Origin of the sequence: Oceanicola granulosus HTCC2516 (genome assembly GCF_000153305.1) — a bacterium.
In the GTDB taxonomy this organism is placed as follows: domain Bacteria; phylum Pseudomonadota; class Alphaproteobacteria; order Rhodobacterales; family Rhodobacteraceae; genus Oceanicola; species Oceanicola granulosus.
In genome coordinates this window covers 707,166-724,784 of record NZ_CH724107.1, presented here as the reverse complement: position 1 = coordinate 724,784, position 17,619 = coordinate 707,166, and the positions used below count along the sequence as shown (strand labels likewise).

Genomic DNA, 17,619 nt, shown 5'->3' with positions numbered 1-17,619 from the left:
GCGGCGCCCGCGAAGGCGCCGCCTCTTCCGTCAGCGCGGCGCCGCGCGCCGTGCCGCCCGCGCTCACTCCGGCAGGAGCACGCCGTCGACCACGTGGATGACGCCGTTCGACTGCATCACGTCGGCGGTGACCACGTCGCGCACGTTGCCGCTCTCGTCGAAGATGTAGACGTTGCCCGACGACTTCACCTGCGCGCTCAGCGCGTCGCCCGAGACGGTCTCCATGTGCACGAAGCCCTCGCTGTCGGCGGCGTCCATGAAGGCCTGCGAGGTCCAGGTGCCCGGCACGACGTGGGCGGTCAGCACCTTGGTGAGCGTCGCGCGGTTCTCCGGCTGGAGCAGCGACTCGACGGTGCCGGCGGGAAGCGCGGCGAAGGCGTCGTCGGTGGGGGCGAAGACGGTGAACGGGCCGTCGCCCTGCAGCGTCTCGGCGAGTCCGGCGGCCTGAACGGCGGCCACGAGGGTGGTGTTGATTGGCGAGTTCACGGCGTTCTCGATGATGTTCATGTCCGCCATCATCGGCGCGCCGCCGACCGTCGGGTTGCCGTCGGCGCCCATGCTCTCGGAGGCCGCGGCCTCTTCCTGCGCCGGCAGCAGCACGGTGTCGATCACGTGGATCACGCCGTTGGACTGGTCGACGTCGGCGATAGTGACGGTGGCGATGTTGCCCTGCTCGTCCTCGAGCTTGATGTCGTCGCCGTCCATGAAGGCCTGCAGCGTGCAGCCGCCGACGGTCGGGACGGGGTGACGGCCGCCGTCATCCTCGATCATGCCCATGATCGCGTCCGACATCGCGTCCGCGGCGACGACGTGGCAAGTCAGGATCTTGGTGAGCTGATCCTTGTTCTCCGGCATCACCAGCGTCTCGACGGTGCCCTCGGGCAGCTTGGCGAAGGCGTCGTCGGTGGGCGCGAAGACGGTGAACGGGCCTTCGCCCTGGAGCGTGTCCACGAGCCCGGCGGCCTGCACGGCGGCGACGAGGGTGGTGTGGATCGGCGAGTTCACGGCGTTTTCGATGATGTTCATGTCCGCCATCATCGGCGCGCCGCCGACGGTGGGGTTGCCGCCCATCTCGTGGCTCTCGGCGAAGGCGGCGGCGGGGGTGAGCATGGTGGCGGCGAGCAGTGTCGCCTTGAAGGTGCGGGTCATGTCGGTCTCTCCTGTTGGCGCTGTCGAGCGGGCGCTCGAGCAGGTGGTTGTGAGCACAGCCACGGGAGCGCCCGGAGATGAGTTTCGCGGAATCGGTGAAATGATCGGTCACGGCTCGGTGAGCCCGCGTGGCGGGTGCAGCGGAGACTGAGCTGCGAGCAGCCGTGGCTACGTCGGAAGACAATCCTCACATCTCGCGGCGAGGTCGTCACGATTGCGGGAACAAACGGCGGGCCCGCACCGTTCGCTTGCCATAGCCATCAAGGCAAACCGAAAGGAAAGGCGCCCGAGATGCACGCCATCATCTACCTCATCGGATTGGTCGTGATCGTACTCGCGATTCTCAATTTCGTCGCTTGAAGCCGGAAGGATCTTTCATGACTGACAACAGCACAACCCCCCCGAACCAGACCAGCAAGACCGACGCCAGCACCTCCGCCGAGGCCGCGCGCGACGTGCGCGACAGCGCCGCCGAGGAAGCCCGTCGTCTGCGCGACACGGCGACCGAACAGGCGCAGAAGCGCGCCGAGGGCGCCAAGGAGGGCATCGCCGACGAGATCGGCTCGGTCGGCGACGCGCTGCGCCGGGCATCCGACGAGCTGCGCTCCGGCTCGCCGCAGGAGCAGATGTTCGGCACCATGGCCGAAACACTGGCCGACCTGTCCGACACCGTGCGCGGCAAGGGCATCAACGAGATGGTCTCCGACGTCGCGGACTTCGGCCGCCGCAACCCGCTCGCCTTCCTCGGCGGCGCGGCGCTGCTCGGCTTCGCCGGCGCCCGGCTGGCCCGCGCCTCGCAGAGCGGCGCCCAGAACATGGGCACGTCGGATTACGGCCGCAGCGACTACGGCAGCTCCACTGGCGCCTCGTCCGTCGGCACCGCGCCCGCCTCGCCGGCCTCCGCGCCCGCCACCGGCGGCGCCGCCACCGGCTCCACCACGCCCGCCTCGCCGGCCGTGACCACGAAAGGACCCCAGTCATGACCGACAAGCCCCATGAGTCCACCACGTCCCTCGTCGGCGACGCGCTGCAGCATGTGAGCTCGCTCGTCCGCTCCGAAGTGGACCTCGCGCGCGCCGAGATCGACCAGAACCTCCGCCGGGCCGGTGCCGCCATCGGCATGATCGTCGCCGCCGGCGTGATCGCGCTGACCGCGCTGAACGTGCTCGCCGGCGCCCTCGTGGCCGCGATCACCGAAGCCGGGATCGACGCCGGCTGGTCGGCCCTGATCGTCGGCGTGCTGTTCGCGATAATCGCCTACGTGCTGCTCAAGAAGGGCACGAACGATCTGCAACTCTCGAGCCTTGCGCCCACCCGCACGGCCGAAAATGTCAAGCGCGACGCCCGCGCAGTCCAGGGAGCCTACAATGACAAATGACACCCGCTCTCCGAACGAAATCGAGCGCGACATCGAGCGCGAGCGCACCGAGCTCGCCGGCACCGTCCGCGCGCTGCAGGAGAAGTTCACCCCCGAGGCCGTCATCTCGGAATTGACCCGCAACTTCCGCGAGCACGGCGGCGACGTTGGCCAGGCCGTGACCCGCTCGGTCAAGCAGAATCCCGTCGCCTTGGCGTTGACCGGCGTCGGCCTCGCGTGGTTGATGTTTGGCCGCTCCTACGACCCGCTCGCGGAGAACAGCCGGATCAACTACGGCCGCCGTCACGACCATGACGACCTGCAGTCCCCGCCGCCCGCCGACAGCAGCTACGTCGGCAGCAAGGGCTATCGCACGGGCCGCGAGCTTCCCTCGCACCGCTCGCCGACGGTCACCGAGCGCTCCGCCTCCTCGCGGACCTATCCCGACTGGGCGCGCGAGTATGACCGTGGCGCCTTCGACGCGGACAACGAGGGCGGCCGTGGCATCGGCGACAAGGCCTCCGACCTCGCCGGTCGCGGCAAGGCGGGCGTGTCGTCCGCCGCCGGGTCGGTCGCTGGCGGTGCCAAGAGCGCCGGGGCCGGTGTCGCCGGGGCCGCACGCTCCGCCGGCGGAGCCGTCTCGGGGGCCGCGTCGAGCGCCGGGAGCGCCGCCTCGGGGGCCGCTCGCAGCGCCGCCGACCGTGCCGCCCGTGCACGCGATGCCCTCGCCCACGGCACCGAGAACCTCTCGGAAGCCGCCCGTGAGCGCGTGATCGCCGCCCGCGAGCGCGCGATGGACATGCGCGACCGTGCCGCCCGCACCGCGTCGGACAGCTGGAACTACAGCCGCGACAGCGCCACCGACTTCATCGAGGAGCAGCCGCTCGTCGCCGGTGCGCTGGCGCTCGCGGTCGGGGCCGCCCTCGGCTCCGCCCTGCCGCGCACGCGCTACGAGGACGAGTATCTCGGCCGCTACCGTGACGACCTCTTCGACGAGGCCGAGCGCATCTTCCACGAAGAGCGTGAGAAGGCCGAGCGGGTCGGCAAGGCCGCTCTGGGCGAGGCGAGCAAGATCGTCGACGAGAAACGCGCCGACATGGACGAGACCGCGCCCGGCTCGAAGTCCGCCGCCGAAGCCGCCGCCGACGAGGCGAAGTCCGCCGGCAAGCGCGTTGCCGACGCCGCCAAGGACGAGGCGGACAACCAGAACCTCGGCAAGCCGAAGAGCTGATGGCGGACACACGCGGTCATCACGCCCACGGGCCGACCGAAATTCCTGCGCGGGGGTGGAAGGAAATCCTTCTCCGCGTCTGGAAGGAGAACAGCTCCGACCACGTCAGCCTCATCTCGGCTGGCGTGGCTTTCTACGGTCTGCTCGCGCTTTTTCCCGCCATCACCGCCATGATCGCCATCGCCGGCCTCGTCATGGAGCCGGCGCAGATCACCGAGCAGCTTCAGGCGCTCGGCGGGATGCTCCCGCAGGACGCGGCCGATATCCTGATCGGCCAGGCGCAGGAAGTGGCGGGCAGCCGGGAGGGCGGGCTCGGACTGGCCGCCGTGCTCGGCATCCTGCTCGCGCTCTACTCGGCTTCCAAGGGCGTCTCGAGCCTCATGGAGGGGATCAACGTCGCCTACGACGAGGAAGATCAGCGCGGCTTCATCAAGCGCACCGCACTGACGCTGGCGCTGACGCTGGTGCTGATCGTGGGCATCGTGCTCGGTCTCGCCTCGACGGTGGTGCTGCCGGCGGTGCTCAACGTCGTCGACCTCGGACCGGTGACGGAGATCCTGATCGCCGCCTTCCGCTGGGCGCTGCTGCTGGTGCTCGCGGTGGGGGGCTTCGCGCTGCTCTACCGCTTCGCGCCCGACCGGTCCTCGGCCCGGATGAAGTGGCTCACGCCGGGCGCCATCGTCGGCTGCATCCTGTGGATCGTCGCGACGGTCGGCTTCGCCATCTACGCCGACAATTTCGGCAGCTACAACGAGAGCTTCGGCGCCCTCGGCGGCGTGATCGTGCTGCTGATGTGGCTGTGGCTGTCGTCCTACGCGGTGCTGATGGGCGCGGAGATCAACTCCGAGATCGAGCTGCAGACCCGCGTCGACACCACAACCGGCCCGCCCATGCCGCGCGGCACCCGGGGCGCGGTGAAGGCCGACAACCTTCCCGAACCGCCGGAAGAGACGGACGAGAAATGAGCGACCGGGCCGCGGCGCAGGCCGTGGCCCGTCGTGCGCATTATTGGGAAGCTGGAGCGGGTGAAGGGAATCGAACCCTCGTCTTAAGCTTGGGAAGCTCCTGCTCTACCATTGAGCTACACCCGCCTCAGGTCGACTTGATTAGTCGCGCTCCGCCGCGTGGTCAAGCGCTCTCCCACCGGCACGCCCGCTTTCAGCCGATCCGGTAGTTCGGGCTCTCGCGGGTGATCTGCACGTCGTGCACGTGGCTTTCCTTCAGGCCCGCGCCGGTGATCTTCACGAAGGAACAGTTGCGGCGCATCTCCTCGACGGTGGCGCATCCGGTGTAGCCCATGGCCGCGCGCAGGCCGCCGACGAGCTGGTGGATGACCGCCCCGGCGGTGCCCTTGTAGGGGACCTGGCCCTCGATGCCCTCGGGGACGAGCTTGTCGGAGGCCGCGTCCTTCTGGAAGTAGCGGTCGGCCGAGCCGCGCGCCATGGCGCCGAGCGAGCCCATGCCGCGGTAGGCCTTGTAGGAGCGGCCCTGGTAGAGGATCACCTCGCCGGGGCTCTCGTCGGTGCCGGCGATCATCGAGCCGACCATGGCGCAGGACGCGCCGGCGGCGATGGCCTTGGCGAAATCGCCGGAGAACTTGATGCCGCCGTCGGCGATCACCGGCACGTCGCCGGCCGCGGCGGCGCAGTCCATCACCGCGGTCAGCTGCGGCACGCCGACGCCCGCGACCATGCGCGTGGTGCAGATGGAGCCCGGCCCGATGCCGACCTTCACCGCGTCCGCGCCCGCGCCGATGAGGGCACGGGTCGCCTCGCCGGTGGCGACGTTGCCGGCCACGACCTGCACCTCGTTCGACAGCTTCTTGGCCCGCTCGACAGCGTGCGCCACGCCCTCGGAATGGCCGTGGGCGGTGTCGATGACGATCATGTCGACGCCCGCGTCCACCAGCGCCTCGCTGCGCTCGAAGCCGGCGTCGCCCACGGTGGAGGCGGCGGCGACGCGCAGGCGGCCGAGCCGGTCCTTGCACGCGGTCGGGTTGAGCACGGCCTGCTCGGTGTCCTTGAGCGTCAGCAGGCCGGTGAGCTTGCCCTCGCCGTCGGTGACGAGCAGCTTCTCGATGCGCCGCGCCTTCATCAGGCTGCGGGCCTCGTCGAGGTCGGCGGGCTCGGTGAGCATCGCGAGGTTGTCCGAGGTCATCATCACCCGCACCGGGGTGTCGTCGTCGGAGGCGAAGCGCATGTCGCGGTTGGTGACGATGCCGAGCACCCGGCCGTCGCCGTCGACGACGGGGAAGCCGGTGACGCGGTAGTGCTCCATCAGCTTGCGCGCGTCGGCGAGGGTCTGGTCGGGGGTGAGGGTGACGGGGTTGTAGACGATTCCGGAGACGAAGCGCTTCACCTGCCGCACCTCCTCGGCCTGCGCCGCGACGTCGAGATTCCGGTGCACGACGCCCATGCCGCCGTACTGGGCCATGAGGATCGCCATGCGCGCCTCCGTCACCGTGTCCATCGCGGACGACAGCAGCGGGATGTTGAGCGCGATGTCGCGGGTGACGCGGGTGCGGGTGTCGGCCGTCGACGGCAGCACCGACGAGGCTGCGGGGACGAGCAGTACGTCGTCGAAGGTGAGTGCCTCGCGAATCTCCATCGGCCAGCTCCTTTGGGATGGTCTCGTTTGGCGCTTTGCTATGTCACGATGCCGTCGGGGGAGAAAGCCCTAAGGTCACACCCACCGCAGCGCCCGCAGCACCAGCACCTGCACCACCACGATCGCCCCGAGCAGGCCGGTGAAGACCCAGAAGGCCGGCGGCCAGGCCGCGCCGGGCATCCCGGCGAGGTTGACGCCCATCAGGCCGGTCAGCACGCCGAGCGGCAGGAAAATCGCCGAGATCATCGACAGCAGGTAGAGGTTGCGGTTGAGCCGGTCGGAGAGGGCGGTGTTGAGCTCGTCGGAGACGACCACCATCCGCTCGCGCAGCGATTCCGTCTCCTCGACGGCGCGCACCAGGCGCTCGTGGCTCTCGGCGAGGCGGTCGGCGTCGTCCTCCTGGAGCACGGCGGCGCGGGCGCGCGACAGCGTGTGAGCCGCCTCGCGTTGCGGGATCAGGAAGCGGCGCACGTCGACGAGCTCGCCGCGGATGTCGGTAACGGAATTGCGCAAGGGCCGGTCGGGCTCGCGCAGCACGCGCTCCTCGAGCACGTCGCCCTGGTCGTCGAGGTCGGCGAGGTAGTCGTCGATGCGCCGGTTCAGCCCCTCGATGAGCGCCGCCAGCAGCGCGCCCGCGCGGCGCGGGCCGTCGCCGGCGGCCACTCGCGCGGCCAGCTCCTCGACGCTCGCCAGCGGCCGCCGCCCGATGGAGACGACCCGGCCCGCCTCGACCCAGAGCCGGATCGCGACCATGTCCTCGGGCTCGTCGCCGGGATTGGTGTTCACGCCGCGCAGGATCACCAGCAGGCCGTCGCCGATCACCGAGGCGCGCGGGCGGGTCTGGTTCTCGAGCAGGGCGTCGCGGGCCGTTTCGGGGAGGTAGGCGAGGTTGGCGTCGATCCACGGCTCCGTCTCGGGGTGGTCGAAGCGCATGTGGACCCAGCAGGGCTCGGGCGCGGCCAGCGCGGCGGCGATCTCGTCGCTGCTCTCGAGGCTTGTCGTGTCGTCGCGCGCGAGCGCGTAGGCGAACTGGATGCAATCTGGCATGTGATGCCAAGCCACCGGCGCGGGAATGGGTTCCCGCGCCGGTGCAGGGACGGGCTCAGCCGTCGTAATCGACCTCTTCGATGATCCGCAGCGCCTCGCCGCGGTGATCGGCCAGCTTGGCGAGATCCACGTCGTCCGGGGTGAACTCGCCCCAGCTCGCGACGAGCTCGGAGACCTCGGCGCCCTCGAGCACCGGGTACTCGTTGTTCACCTCGGCGTAGATCGCCTGCGCCTCGGGGGAGACGAGGAATTCCATCAGCTGCAGCGCCTCGTCACGGTTGGGCGCGGACTGGGTCATGCCGATGCCGGAGACGTTCACGTGGGTGCCGCCGTCCTCGAAGGTCGGGAAGACGATGCGCACCGAGTCGGCCCACTCGGACTGCTCCTCGTCGTTGACCATCAGGCCCATGTAGTAGGTGTTGCCGAGGCTGATGTCGCACTCGCCGGCCCAGATCGCGCGGACCTGCGCGCGGTCGTTGCCCTGCGGCTTGCGGGCGAGGTTGTCGCGCACGTCGGCCGCCCACTGGCGGGCGTAGTCCGCGCCGTGGTGCTCGATGATCGCCGACAGCAGCGCGAGGTTGTAGTTGTGGGTGCCCGAACGGGTGCAGATGCGGCCTTCCCAAGCGTCGGAAGCGAGGTCTTCGTAGGTCGTCACCTCGCCGTCGGCGACGCGCTCCTTGGAGGCGTAGACGATGCGGGCGCGGGTGGTGAGGCCGAACCAGAGGTTCTCGGGCGAGCGCAGGGTCTCGGGCACGGCCTCGGTCAGCACGTCGCTGTCGACGGGCTGGAGCACGCCGGCATCGACGATCTGCTTCAGGTTAGCGATATCCACGGTCATCACCAGGTCGGCGGGCGACCGCTCGCCCTCGGCCTCGAGCCGCTCGACGATGCCCTCGTCGACATGGGCGAGGTTGACGGCGATGCCGGTCTTCTCGGTGAAGGCATCTATCACCGGCTGGATCAGCTCGGGCTGACGGGTGGTGTAGATGTTGACGTCGGCCAGAGCGGGCAGGGCGGTGCCGGCGGCGAGCGTGGCGAGCAGGGTGGTTCGCAGGATCATGCGGTCTCTCTCCGGGGTTTGATCTCCGGCGCAGAGAAAGCTGACTATTTTGGTCGGGTCAAGGGCGGAAAGTAAATCAGTCGGATTTTTCCCGCGCCTTCGCCGCGTCCCACAGCGCGTCCATCTCGGCGAGGTCGCTGTCCTGCGGACGCTTGCCGCGCGCGCGAAGATCGTCCTCCACCTGGTTGAAGCGTCGGGTGAACTTCGCGTTCGTGCGCCGCAGCGCCTTCTCGGGGTCGACGCCGAGGTGGCGGGCGAGGTTGGCCATCACGAACAGCAGGTCGCCGATCTCGTCCTCGATCTCGTCGTGCCCCAGCCGGTCACGCGCCGCCTCCAGCTCGCGCGCCTCCTCGACGAGCTTGTCGAGCACCTGCGCCGTCTCCGGCCAGTCGAACCCGACCCGCGCGGCACGGTTCTGCAGCTTGAGCGCGCGCAGCAGGGCCGGCAGCCCCAGCGCCACCCCGTCGAGCGTGCGCGTCTCGGCGCGCGCCGCCCGCTCGGCGGCCTTGATCGCCTCCCAGTCCTTCGTCTGCTGCGCCGCCGACTTGTCGCGGCTCTCGTCGCCGAAGACGTGCGGATGGCGGGCGACCATCTTGTCCGACATCGTGTCGGCGACCTCGTGGATGTCGAACAGGCCCTGCTCGGACGCCATCTGCGCGTGAAAGACCGACTGGAACAGCAGATCGCCCAGCTCGCCCTTCAGCTCGTCCCACGCCTGCCGCTCGATCGCGTCGGCCACCTCGTGCGCCTCCTCGATCGTGTAGGGCGCGATGGTGGCGAAGGTCTGCTCGATGTCCCACGGACAGCCCGTCTTCGGGTCGCGCAGGCGGCGCATGATCTCGATCAGGCGGGGCAGGCCGCCGTGCGGGTCGTGGACGATGTCGTTCATGGGCGGCAGGCTAGCGGGCCCGCCGGCGAGGGCAACGGCGAATTGCCTCGCGGGCGGAGCCTTGACCGCGCCCGGCCGATCGGTGACAGACCGTTCCATGATCCCCAACGACACGCTCGACCAGATCGTCGCCCGCCAGCAATATCTCGAGGCCCGCATGGCCGAGGGCGCGCCGGGCGCCGAGATGATCGCCATCGCGCGCGAATATTCCGACCTCAAGCCGGTGGTGGAGACCATCGCCCGCTACCGCGCCCTCACCGCCGAGCTCGAGGAGGCGCAGGCGATGCTCGCCGAGCCCGAGATGCGCGGCCTCGCCGAGGAGGAGATCGCGCGCCTCAAGGAGGCGCTGCCGGAGGCGGAGCAGGCCCTGCGGCTCGCCCTGCTGCCGCGCGACGCGGCCGACGCACGCCCCGCGATGATCGAGATCCGCCCCGGCACCGGCGGCGAGGAGGCGGCGCTGTTCGCCGCCGACCTGCTGCGCATGTACCAGCGCTACGCCGACGCGAAGGGCTGGAGCTTCGAGATCATCGACGAGCAGGCCACCGAGCTCGGCGGCATCCGCGAGCTGACGGCGCGGGTGGCGGGCGACGGGGTCTTCGCGCGGCTGAAGTTCGAGAGCGGCGTGCACCGGGTCCAGCGGGTGCCCGAGACCGAGAGCGGCGGGCGCATCCACACCTCCGCCGCCACGGTCGCGGTGCTGCCTGAGGCGGCCGACGTGGACATCGACATCGCGCCCGCCGACATCCGCATCGACACGATGCGCGCCTCGGGCGCCGGCGGCCAGCACGTCAACACCACCGACAGCGCGGTGCGCATCACCCACCTGCCCACCGGCCTCGTCGTCACCAGCTCCGAGAAGAGCCAGCACAGGAACCGCGAGATCGCGATGCAGGTGCTCAAGACCCGGCTGTTCGACATGGAGCGCCAGCGCGCCTCCGACGAACGCTCCGCCGCGCGCAAGGCGCAGGTCGGCAGCGGCGACCGCTCCGAGCGGATCCGCACCTACAACTTCCCGCAGGGGCGCATGACCGACCACCGGATCAACCTCACCCTCTACCGGCTCGAGGAAATCCTCGGCGGCGACCTCGACGAGACGATCGACGCGCTGATCGCCGAGACCCAGGCGCGCCAGCTCGCGGAGATGGAGAAGTGACGACCGGCTCCGAGGCGCTCGTCGCTGCGACCCGCACCCTCGCCGCGGCCGGCATCCCCGATCCGGGGCGCGACGCCCGCCGGCTGTTCGCCCACGCGCTGAAGGTGCCGCCGGGGCGGCTGACGCTGATCCTGCCCGAGCCGGTGCCGGCGGACGCGCTCGCCATCTACCGCCAGCTCATCACCCGCCGCGCCGCCCACGAGCCGGTCTCGCACCTCACCGGGCGGCGCATGTTCTACGGCCGCGAGTTCCTCGTCACCCCCGACGTGCTCGACCCGCGCCCCGAGACCGAGACGCTGATCGAGGCGGCGCTCGCCGAGCCGTTCGCGCAGGTGCTCGATCTCGGCATGGGCTCGGGCTGCATCCTGCTGACCCTGCTGGCGGAGATGGAGGCGATGGGGCATCCGGAGGTCTGGGGCGCCGGCGTCGAGCTGTCGCCCGCGGCGTTCGAAGTCGCCTGGTGGAACCGCAACGCCTTCCGCCTCGAGGAGCGTGCGCTGCTGCTGCAGGGGAGCTGGTACGCGCCGCTCGCCGCCGAGTTCGGCGCCGACATGCCCGGCTTCGCGCTGATCGTGTCGAACCCGCCCTACGTGACGGAGGACGAGTGGCAGGCCCTCGACGCGACGGTGCGCGAGCACGAGCCGCGCATCGCGCTGACCGACGGCGCCGACGGGCTCACCGCCTACCGCGAGATCGTCGCCTCCGCCCCCGCCCACCTCGCGCCCCGCGGACGGCTGATGGTCGAGATCGGCCCGGCCCAGGGCATGGCCGTCGCGGCCCTGATGCTCGAGGCCGGGCTCTCCGACGTGCGCATCGTGCAGGACCTCGACGGCCGCGACCGGGTGGTGCTCGGCCGGCGCGCCTGAGCGATAAAGTGCGCTGTCATACGTCGAAAAGCACTCTGTGCGCACGAAAACCCCTTGAAAGGCCCGGTGCGGCGTGTTTAGTCAGAGATGTCGCGGGAAGCGGGCCTCTTCGAGGCCTCCCCCGATCAGTCGCCAGACATCGACCGGCTCACTTCGACAGACGCGCGCGAGGCGCGCCGGGCTCGGGCAAAGCAAATCACCAGGCGGAAACGGACGTTTCATGAGATCATCCAAGTCACGCTCGCGGGGGTCTAAGAACCGCAACAGGCCGACGGGCGGCAACATCATCAACCGCGTGTTCGATTCCTCGGGCCCCGACGGCAAGGTGCGCGGCACCCCGCAGCAGATCATCGACAAGTACAACCAGTTGCACCGCGACGCCCAGCTCGCCGGCGACCGGGTCGATGCCGAGAACTTCGCCCAGCACGCCGAGCACTACACGCGGATGCTCGCCGAGGCGACGAAGGAAGTCGACCAGAAGCGCGAGGAGCAGGAGCGCCAGAACCGCGAACGCCAGGCCGAGCGCGACCGCGAGCGCGCCGAGCGCCTGAAGGCGCAGGAACAGGCCTCCAACGAGTCCGGCTCGGGCGAGCAGCCCGACACCAGCGGCGGCTCCGACCTCGTCGACACCCCCGAGGCGCGCAACGAGCCGCCCCAGCCCAAGGGCGACGAGCCGCCGGCCAAGAAGCCCCGCCGCTCCCGCGCCCGCAAGAAGCCCGCGGACGACGGCCAGTCCCCGGGCAACCCGTCGCCCAACGACGGCCAGGATTCGGCCCCCGAAGCCGCCGAGTGATCCGGCGGCGCGCGTCCGCGCCCACTCCTTGCAGCAAGTTCCGAGGCGACGCTCCACCCGGGGCGTCGCTTTCGTTGGGGCCGCTGGATCCTGGATATTTGAAGAACAGAGACGTCCTCGCGCCGCGCCCCCGCCCTCTGTTCTGAAAATATCCCCGCCGGAGGCTGCCGCCGGTCGCGGCCGGGCCCTCCGCCGGGGTTGCTTGCGCCGGCGGGTGGCGGGCGTAGATTGGCGCGCGGAGGCCGCAGCATGACCCGCATCGACAGCTACGACACCACCCTCGAGACCGCCCTCGACTGGCATCGCGCCGGCAAGGGAGCCGTGCTGGCGACGGTGATCGAGACCTGGGGCTCGTCGCCGCGCCCCGTCGGCTCGCTGCTCGCGATCTCTGGCGGGGGCGAGATGGAAGGATCGGTCTCGGGCGGCTGCGTCGAGGGGGCGGTCGTGGCCGAGGCGCTGGAGGCGGTCGGCGGCGGCGAGATGCGCCAGCTGACCTACGGGGTGAGCGACGACGACGCCTTCGCCGTGGGCCTGGCCTGCGGCGGCACGATCCGGGTGCTGCTCGAGCCGCTGGGCCTGGCGCTGCCGGTGGCGCTGCTCGAGGAGATCGTCGCGGCGCGCGCGGCGCGGCGGCCGGTGGCCTACCTGGTCGATCTGGAGAGCGGCGCGCGGCGGATCGCCGGGGCCGAAGAGTACCCGGAGCGGTTCCGGCTGGACCGCTCCGGCGTGGAGCCCGACGGGCGGACCTTCGTAAGCGTCTACAACCCGCCGCTGCGTATGGTCGTCGTGGGCGCGGTGCACATCGCGCAGCACCTGCTGCCGATGGCGCGGGCCTGTGGCTACGACCCGGTGCTGATCGACCCGCGCCCCGCCTTCGGCTCGGCGGCGCGGTTCCCCGGCGAGACGATCCTCGAGGACTGGCCCGACGAGGCGCTCGCCGCCTACGGGCTTGACGCGCGCACCGCCGTCGTGACCCTGACCCACGATCCCAAGCTCGACGACCCGGCGATCCGCGCGACGCTCGGCTCGGACGCCTTTTACCTCGGTTGCCTCGGCTCGACGCGGACCCATGCCAAGCGGGTCGAGCGGCTGCGGGCGGCGGGCGTCGACGACGCCGCGATCGCGCGCATCCATGCACCGGTGGGGCTGGACCTCGGCGGGCGCTCGCCGGCGGAGATCGCGCTGGCGGTGATGGCGGAGATCACCCAGACCCTGAGGCGCGGCTGATGCGGTTCGGCCCGGTGCCCCCGGCCGAAGCGTCGGGGACGATCCTCGCCCATTCGCTCACGGTCGGCGCGGCGCGCTGGAAGAAGGGCCGCGCGCTCGACGAGGACGACGCGGCGGCGCTCGCGGCGGCGGGGCTGGCGGAGGTGACGGTGGCGCGGCTCGAGCCCGGCGACGTCGGCGAGGACGCGGCCGCCGCGCGGCTCGCCGAGGCGCTGGCGGGCGACGGGCTGCGGCTGTCGCGGGCGGCAACGGGGCGGGTCAACCTGTTCGCGCCCGGCCCGGGCGTGGCGCGGGTCGAGGCGGGGGCGGTGGCGGCGCTGAACGGGATCGACCCGATGATCACCGTGGCGACGGTGCCGCCGTGGCAGCGCTGCGCCGAGGGGACGATGGTGGCGACGGTCAAGATCATCTCCTACGGCGTGCCCGAGGCCGCGCTGGCGCAGGCCTGCGCCACGGGGGCCGGGGCGCTCGGCTTCGCCGCGCCGGTGCTGCGCTCCGCGGCGCTGATCGAGACGGAGGTCGCGCTGGGGCGCGAACAGTCGGGCAAGGGCGCGGAGGCGATGCGCGAGCGGCTCGCGCGCCTCGGGATCGACCTCGCCATCGCGCCGAAGGTGGCGCACGACGTGGCGCCGCTGGCCGAGGCGCTGGCGGGGCGCGAGGAGGACCTGGTGCTCGTCCTGACCGGCTCGGCGACTTCGGACGCGGCCGATGTCGGCCCGGCGGCGCTGCGCGCGGCGGGGGGCGAGCTGGTGCGGTTCGGGATGCCGGTCGACCCGGGCAACCTGCTGTTCCTGGGCGACATCGCCGGCCGGCCCGTGATCGGGCTGCCCGGCTGCGCGCGCTCGCCGGCGCTCAACGGGGCGGACTGGGTGCTGGAGCGCGTGGTCTGCGGCGTGCCGGTCGGCCCGGACGACATCGCCGCGATGGGCGTGGGCGGGCTGCTCAAGGAAATCCCGACCCGCCCGCGCCCGCGCGACCACCGCCGCTAGCACTGGAGTTGCCCATGCGTCTCGACCACATCGCCGTCTGCTGCGCCGACCTCGCCGAGGGCGTCGCCGCGACCGAAGCCGCGCTCGGCGTGGCGCTGGGGCCGGGCGGGCGGCATGCGCGGTTCGGCACCCACAACCGGCTGCTGGGGCTGGGGGACATCTACCTCGAGGTCATCGCGCCCGAGCCGGGGGCGGAGGTGGCGGGGCCGCGCTGGTTCGGGCTCGACCACGCCGGCGCGCCCCGGCTCGGCAACTGGATCTGCGCCGTGCCCGATCTCGACGCGGCGCTCGCGGTCGCGCCGCCGGGGCTGGGGCGCGCGGTGCCGCTGGAGCGGGGCGAGCTGCATTGGCGCATCGCGGTGCCCGAGGACGGCGGGCTGCCGGACGGCGGCGCCTTTCCGACGCTGCTCGAGTGGGGCGCGGGGGTGACGCCGCCGGCGGCGCGGCTGCCCGACAGCGGCTGCCGGCTGGCGCGGCTCGAGGTGTCGCACCCCGAGGCGGAGCGGATCGCGGCGGCACTGCCGCTGGAGGACGGGCGGATCGCCTTCCGCACCGGGCCAGTAGGGCTGGCGGCGCTGATCGACACCCCCGGCGGGCAGCGGCGGCTGGCATGATCCGCGCCGCCCGAACGCAGGACGCCACCGCCATCGCGGCGGTCTGGAACGGGATCATCGAGACCACCACCGTCACCTTCGCCTCCGAGCCGAAGAGCGTCGCGGCGGTGACGGAGCTGATCGCGGAGCGCCCGGTGCTGGTCGCCGAGCGGGCGGGCGCGGTGGCGGGCTTCGCCACCTTCGGGCCGTTCCGGGGCGGCAGCGGCTACCGGCACACGGCGGAGCTGACGGTGCATCTGACCGAGGCCGCGCGCGGGCAGGGGCTGGGGCGGCGGCTGGTGGCGGCGCTCGAGGCGGAAGCGGCGGGGCAGGGGGTGCATGTGCTGGTCGCGGCGATCAGCGCGGAGAATGCGGGCGCGCTGGCGTTCCACGCGAGGCTGGGCTTCGAGGAGGCCGGACGGTTGGCCGAGGTGGGGCGCAAGTTCGGCCGCTGGCTCGACCTCGTGCTGATGCAAAAACGGCTCTGACATTCCCGGCCGCAGCCGCTAGGAAGGCGTCATGTCGATCTGGTCCCGCATTGCCGACGCGCTTGCGGCCCTGCGCTCGGGCGAGGGGCTGGCGGCGGTGTTCGACAGCCTGCGCTCGCCGCCCGAGCGCCGCGCGGCGTTCGCCATCGCCGTGATCGCGCTCGGGGCGAAGATGGCCAAGGCCGACGGGCTCGTCACGCGCGACGAGGTGACGGCGTTTCGCGAGGTGTTCCACATCCCGCCCGCGCAGGAGGCCAACGCGGCGCGGGTCTACAACCTCGCGCGCACCGACGTGGCCGGGTTCGAGGACTACGCCGCGCGCATCGCGCGGATGTTCGACGACGAGGCCGAGGCGCTCGGCGACCTGCTCGAGGGGCTGTTCCACATCGCGCTCGCCGATGGCGACTACCATCCCGGCGAGGACGAGTTTCTGAACCGGGTGGCGCAGATCTTCGGCTGGGACGAGGCGCGCTTCAAGCGACTGCGGGCGCGCTTCGTGCCCGACGCGGAGCGCGACCCCTACGAGGTGCTCGGGGTGACGCGCGAGGCGCCGCTCGAGGAGGTCCGCGACGCGTGGCGGGCGCAGGTGCGCGACAGCCACCCCGACCGGATGATCGCGCGCGGCGTGCCCGAGGAGGCCGTCAAGCTGGCCGAGAAGCGGCTCATCGCGATCAACCGGGCGTGGGAGGAGATCAGCGCCGCGCGGGCCTCGTGAGGCGGCGCGGGTGAGGATCGCCACCTACAACGTCGAATGGTTCGCCAGCCTGTTCGACGATGCCGGCCACCTGCTCGAGGACGACGACTGGTCGGCCCGCCGCGACGTCACCCGGCGCGACCAGCTGAACGCGCTCGGCGCGGTGTTCGGCGCGCTCGACGCCGACGCGGTGATGGTGGTCGAGGCGCCCGACAGCCACGCCCGGCGCGACGGCGTGGCCGCGCTGCGCAACTTCGCCGCGCACTTCGGGCTGCGGGCGCGCGAGGCGGTGATGGGGTACGTGAACCAGACCCAGCAGGAGATCGCGCTGCTCTACGACCCGGACGCGCTGGAGGTCCGCCACGACCCGCTCGACCTCGGCGCGCCGCGCTTCGACAAGCAGCTGCGCATCGACCTCGACATCGACAGCGCGCCCGAAACGGTGCGCTTTTCGAAGCCGCCGCTCGAGCTCGCGGTGACCACCCGCGCGGGCAACCGGCTGCGGCTGATCGGGGTGCACGTGAAGTCGAAGGCGCCGCACGGGGCGCGTAGCGCGGCGGAGATCCTGCGCATCTCCATCGCCAACCGGCGCAAGCAGCTCGCCCAATGCATCTGGCTGCGCCGGCGCGTCGAGGCGCAGCTGGCGCGCGGCGACAGCCTGATCGTGCTCGGCGACTTCAACGACGGCCCCGGTCTCGACGAGTACGAGAAGCTGTTCGGCCGCTCGGGCGTCGAGATCGTGCTGGGCATCGGCGAAGAGCTGCAGCTCCACGATCCGCACGCCGCCGCGATCCTGTCGCGCCCGACGCTGGCGCGGCCCTCGTCGGCGCGCTTCCGGGTGCCGCCCGACGGGCGCTTCCTGGCGGCGATGCTCGACTACGTGATGGTCTCGCCCGATCTCGCGGCGCGCTATCCGGCCTGGCGGATCTGGCACCCTTTCGAGGATCCGGCGCTGTTCGCCGACCCGGACCTGCGCCACGCGCTGCTGACCGCGTCGGACCATTTCCCCGTGAGCCTCGATCTCGACGCGTGAACCGCGCGCGCTAGATCCGGGGCTATGAAACGCCTAATCCTCTCCGCCGCCCTCTCCCTCGCCCTGCTCCCCGCCCACGCGCAGCAGGACGACCCGCCCGCCAACGAGCCTGTCGAGGACGGGCTGAACCTGATGGAGGAGGGTGCCAAGCTGCTCTTCCGGGGCCTGCTCAACGAGCTGGAGCCGGCGCTCGACGATCTCGAGGGGCTGTCGGAGGAGATGCGTGACGGGCTGCGGCTGTTCGCCGACGAGATGGGGCCGGCGATCGTCGAGATGATGCGGCTGATCGACGAGATCACCTACTACGAGCGCCCCGAGATCCTGCCCAACGGCGATATCATCATCCGCCGCCGCCCCGACGCCCCGCCCTGGGAAGCGCCGGACGACGCGGAGTACGGGCCCGACGGGGCGATCGAGCTCTGAGGTGAGGCCGCGGGGGCCGG

19 protein-coding genes, 1 tRNA gene and 1 pseudogene are annotated in these 17,619 nt (G+C 71.6%); 14 read left to right on the top strand and 7 right to left on the bottom strand.

Features of this window, described 5'->3' with window-relative positions:
• Positions 1-63 precede the first annotated feature (63 nt).
• Together OG2516_RS20635 and OG2516_RS20630 are read right to left on the bottom strand one after the other, a co-directional pair.
• Positions 64-558 (bottom strand): fasciclin domain-containing protein, encoded by a 495-nt coding sequence (locus OG2516_RS20635; RefSeq protein WP_245544297.1) that lies wholly within the window; start codon positions 556-558, stop codon positions 64-66.
• Positions 559-585: 27 nt separating this feature from the next.
• Positions 586-1,149: pseudogene (locus tag OG2516_RS20630) on the bottom strand (fasciclin domain-containing protein); the annotation flags it as partial.
• A 377-nt stretch (positions 1,150-1,526) separates the two neighbouring features.
• On the opposite strand from OG2516_RS20630, the gene OG2516_RS18860 reads away from it, so the two are divergent.
• The 4 genes from OG2516_RS18860 to OG2516_RS03490 are packed head-to-tail and all read left to right on the top strand — an operon-like array spanning position 1,527 to position 4,702.
• The gene (locus tag OG2516_RS18860; RefSeq protein ID WP_007254236.1) at positions 1,527-2,132 is read left to right on the top strand and encodes a V-type ATP synthase subunit E family protein; all 606 of its coding nucleotides are present in this window, start codon (positions 1,527-1,529) and stop codon (positions 2,130-2,132) included.
• On the top strand, positions 2,129-2,527 hold the full coding sequence (locus tag OG2516_RS03500) for a phage holin family protein (RefSeq protein ID WP_007254235.1): 399 nt from the start codon (positions 2,129-2,131) through the stop codon (positions 2,525-2,527). Before OG2516_RS18860 ends, OG2516_RS03500 begins: the two co-directional genes overlap by 4 nt.
• Positions 2,517-3,737, top strand: a complete 1,221-nt coding sequence (locus OG2516_RS03495) for a DUF3618 domain-containing protein (RefSeq protein WP_007254234.1) — start codon at positions 2,517-2,519, stop codon at positions 3,735-3,737. Before OG2516_RS03500 ends, OG2516_RS03495 begins: the two co-directional genes overlap by 11 nt.
• A complete protein-coding gene (locus tag OG2516_RS03490) occupies positions 3,737-4,702 on the top strand; it encodes a YihY/virulence factor BrkB family protein (protein WP_040614951.1) in 966 nt (321 codons plus the stop codon). The genes OG2516_RS03495 and OG2516_RS03490 overlap by 1 nt, the downstream gene beginning before the upstream one ends.
• Positions 4,703-4,754: 52 nt before the next feature.
• Here the strand turns inward: OG2516_RS03490 and OG2516_RS03485 are convergent.
• From OG2516_RS03485 to mazG, 5 genes are all read right to left on the bottom strand, one after another.
• Positions 4,755-4,828, bottom strand: a tRNA-Gly gene (locus tag OG2516_RS03485).
• A gap of 67 nt (positions 4,829-4,895) precedes the next feature.
• Positions 4,896-6,344: an IMP dehydrogenase gene (gene guaB, locus OG2516_RS03480; protein WP_007254232.1), complete on the bottom strand. Its 1,449-nt coding sequence runs from the start codon at positions 6,342-6,344 to the stop codon at positions 4,896-4,898.
• A gap of 75 nt (positions 6,345-6,419) precedes the next feature.
• Entirely contained in the window at positions 6,420-7,391 is a 972-nt protein-coding gene (locus tag OG2516_RS03475) for a zinc transporter ZntB (RefSeq protein WP_007254231.1), read from the bottom strand.
• Between the two features lie 55 nt (positions 7,392-7,446).
• Positions 7,447-8,451 carry a Fe(3+) ABC transporter substrate-binding protein gene (locus OG2516_RS03470; RefSeq protein ID WP_007254230.1) on the bottom strand — a complete coding sequence of 335 codons (1,005 nt, stop codon included), beginning with the start codon at positions 8,449-8,451 and terminating at the stop codon, positions 7,447-7,449.
• Positions 8,452-8,527: 76 nt separating this feature from the next.
• Positions 8,528-9,340, bottom strand: a complete 813-nt coding sequence (mazG, locus tag OG2516_RS03465; RefSeq protein ID WP_007254229.1) for a nucleoside triphosphate pyrophosphohydrolase — start codon at positions 9,338-9,340, stop codon at positions 8,528-8,530.
• 97 nt (positions 9,341-9,437) lie between these two features.
• Here mazG and prfA point away from each other — a divergent pair, with 97 nt between their 5' ends.
• The 10 genes from prfA to OG2516_RS03415 all read left to right on the top strand — a co-directional run bounded on the left by prfA (position 9,438) and on the right by OG2516_RS03415 (position 17,599).
• Positions 9,438-10,493, top strand: coding sequence for a peptide chain release factor 1 (prfA, locus tag OG2516_RS03460; RefSeq protein WP_007254228.1), 1,056 nt, complete (start codon positions 9,438-9,440; stop codon positions 10,491-10,493).
• On the top strand, positions 10,490-11,359 hold the full coding sequence (gene prmC / locus OG2516_RS03455) for a peptide chain release factor N(5)-glutamine methyltransferase (RefSeq protein ID WP_007254227.1): 870 nt from the start codon (positions 10,490-10,492) through the stop codon (positions 11,357-11,359). Before prfA ends, prmC begins: the two co-directional genes overlap by 4 nt.
• Positions 11,360-11,654: 295 nt before the next feature.
• Positions 11,655-12,152, top strand: a complete 498-nt coding sequence (locus OG2516_RS03450) for a DUF4167 domain-containing protein (RefSeq protein WP_007254225.1) — start codon at positions 11,655-11,657, stop codon at positions 12,150-12,152.
• A gap of 249 nt (positions 12,153-12,401) precedes the next feature.
• Positions 12,402-13,379, top strand: coding sequence for an XdhC family protein (locus OG2516_RS03445; protein ID WP_007254224.1), 978 nt, complete (start codon positions 12,402-12,404; stop codon positions 13,377-13,379).
• Complete coding sequence (locus OG2516_RS03440; protein ID WP_007254223.1) at positions 13,379-14,368, top strand: molybdopterin-binding protein; 990 nt, start codon at positions 13,379-13,381, stop codon at positions 14,366-14,368. The genes OG2516_RS03445 and OG2516_RS03440 overlap by 1 nt, the downstream gene beginning before the upstream one ends.
• Before the next feature lie 14 nt (positions 14,369-14,382).
• Positions 14,383-14,982: a VOC family protein gene (locus OG2516_RS03435; protein WP_007254222.1), complete on the top strand. Its 600-nt coding sequence runs from the start codon at positions 14,383-14,385 to the stop codon at positions 14,980-14,982.
• The gene (locus OG2516_RS03430; RefSeq protein ID WP_007254221.1) at positions 14,979-15,449 is read left to right on the top strand and encodes a GNAT family N-acetyltransferase; all 471 of its coding nucleotides are present in this window, start codon (positions 14,979-14,981) and stop codon (positions 15,447-15,449) included. The genes OG2516_RS03435 and OG2516_RS03430 overlap by 4 nt, the downstream gene beginning before the upstream one ends.
• 31 nt (positions 15,450-15,480) lie before the next feature.
• Entirely contained in the window at positions 15,481-16,164 is a 684-nt protein-coding gene (locus tag OG2516_RS03425; RefSeq protein ID WP_007254220.1) for a molecular chaperone DjiA, read from the top strand.
• 10 nt (positions 16,165-16,174) lie between these two features.
• Positions 16,175-17,176: an endonuclease/exonuclease/phosphatase family protein gene (locus OG2516_RS03420; RefSeq protein WP_007254219.1), complete on the top strand. Its 1,002-nt coding sequence runs from the start codon at positions 16,175-16,177 to the stop codon at positions 17,174-17,176.
• Between the two features lie 24 nt (positions 17,177-17,200).
• Positions 17,201-17,599: a hypothetical protein gene (locus tag OG2516_RS03415; RefSeq protein ID WP_007254218.1), complete on the top strand. Its 399-nt coding sequence runs from the start codon at positions 17,201-17,203 to the stop codon at positions 17,597-17,599.
• Positions 17,600-17,619 lie beyond the last annotated feature (20 nt).

Excerpts from the sequence above, each read along its gene's own strand:
- OG2516_RS20635 (WP_245544297.1), bottom strand. The coding sequence starts at position 558 with ATGGGCGCCGACGGCAACCCGACGGTCGGCGGCGCGCCGATGATGGCG.
- OG2516_RS18860 (WP_007254236.1), top strand. The coding sequence starts at position 1,527 with ATGACTGACAACAGCACAACCCCCCCGAACCAGACCAGCAAGACCGAC.
- OG2516_RS03500 (WP_007254235.1), top strand. The coding sequence starts at position 2,129 with ATGACCGACAAGCCCCATGAGTCCACCACGTCCCTCGTCGGCGACGCG.
- OG2516_RS03495 (WP_007254234.1), top strand. The coding sequence starts at position 2,517 with ATGACAAATGACACCCGCTCTCCGAACGAAATCGAGCGCGACATCGAG.
- OG2516_RS03490 (WP_040614951.1), top strand. The coding sequence starts at position 3,737 with ATGGCGGACACACGCGGTCATCACGCCCACGGGCCGACCGAAATTCCT.
- guaB (WP_007254232.1), bottom strand. The coding sequence starts at position 6,344 with ATGGAGATTCGCGAGGCACTCACCTTCGACGACGTACTGCTCGTCCCC.
- OG2516_RS03475 (WP_007254231.1), bottom strand. The coding sequence starts at position 7,391 with ATGCCAGATTGCATCCAGTTCGCCTACGCGCTCGCGCGCGACGACACG.
- OG2516_RS03470 (WP_007254230.1), bottom strand. The coding sequence starts at position 8,451 with ATGATCCTGCGAACCACCCTGCTCGCCACGCTCGCCGCCGGCACCGCC.
- mazG (WP_007254229.1), bottom strand. The coding sequence starts at position 9,340 with ATGAACGACATCGTCCACGACCCGCACGGCGGCCTGCCCCGCCTGATC.
- prfA (WP_007254228.1), top strand. The coding sequence starts at position 9,438 with ATGATCCCCAACGACACGCTCGACCAGATCGTCGCCCGCCAGCAATAT.
- OG2516_RS03445 (WP_007254224.1), top strand. The coding sequence starts at position 12,402 with ATGACCCGCATCGACAGCTACGACACCACCCTCGAGACCGCCCTCGAC.
- OG2516_RS03440 (WP_007254223.1), top strand. The coding sequence starts at position 13,379 with ATGCGGTTCGGCCCGGTGCCCCCGGCCGAAGCGTCGGGGACGATCCTC.
- OG2516_RS03435 (WP_007254222.1), top strand. The coding sequence starts at position 14,383 with ATGCGTCTCGACCACATCGCCGTCTGCTGCGCCGACCTCGCCGAGGGC.
- OG2516_RS03430 (WP_007254221.1), top strand. The coding sequence starts at position 14,979 with ATGATCCGCGCCGCCCGAACGCAGGACGCCACCGCCATCGCGGCGGTC.
- OG2516_RS03425 (WP_007254220.1), top strand. The coding sequence starts at position 15,481 with ATGTCGATCTGGTCCCGCATTGCCGACGCGCTTGCGGCCCTGCGCTCG.
- OG2516_RS03415 (WP_007254218.1), top strand. The coding sequence starts at position 17,201 with ATGAAACGCCTAATCCTCTCCGCCGCCCTCTCCCTCGCCCTGCTCCCC.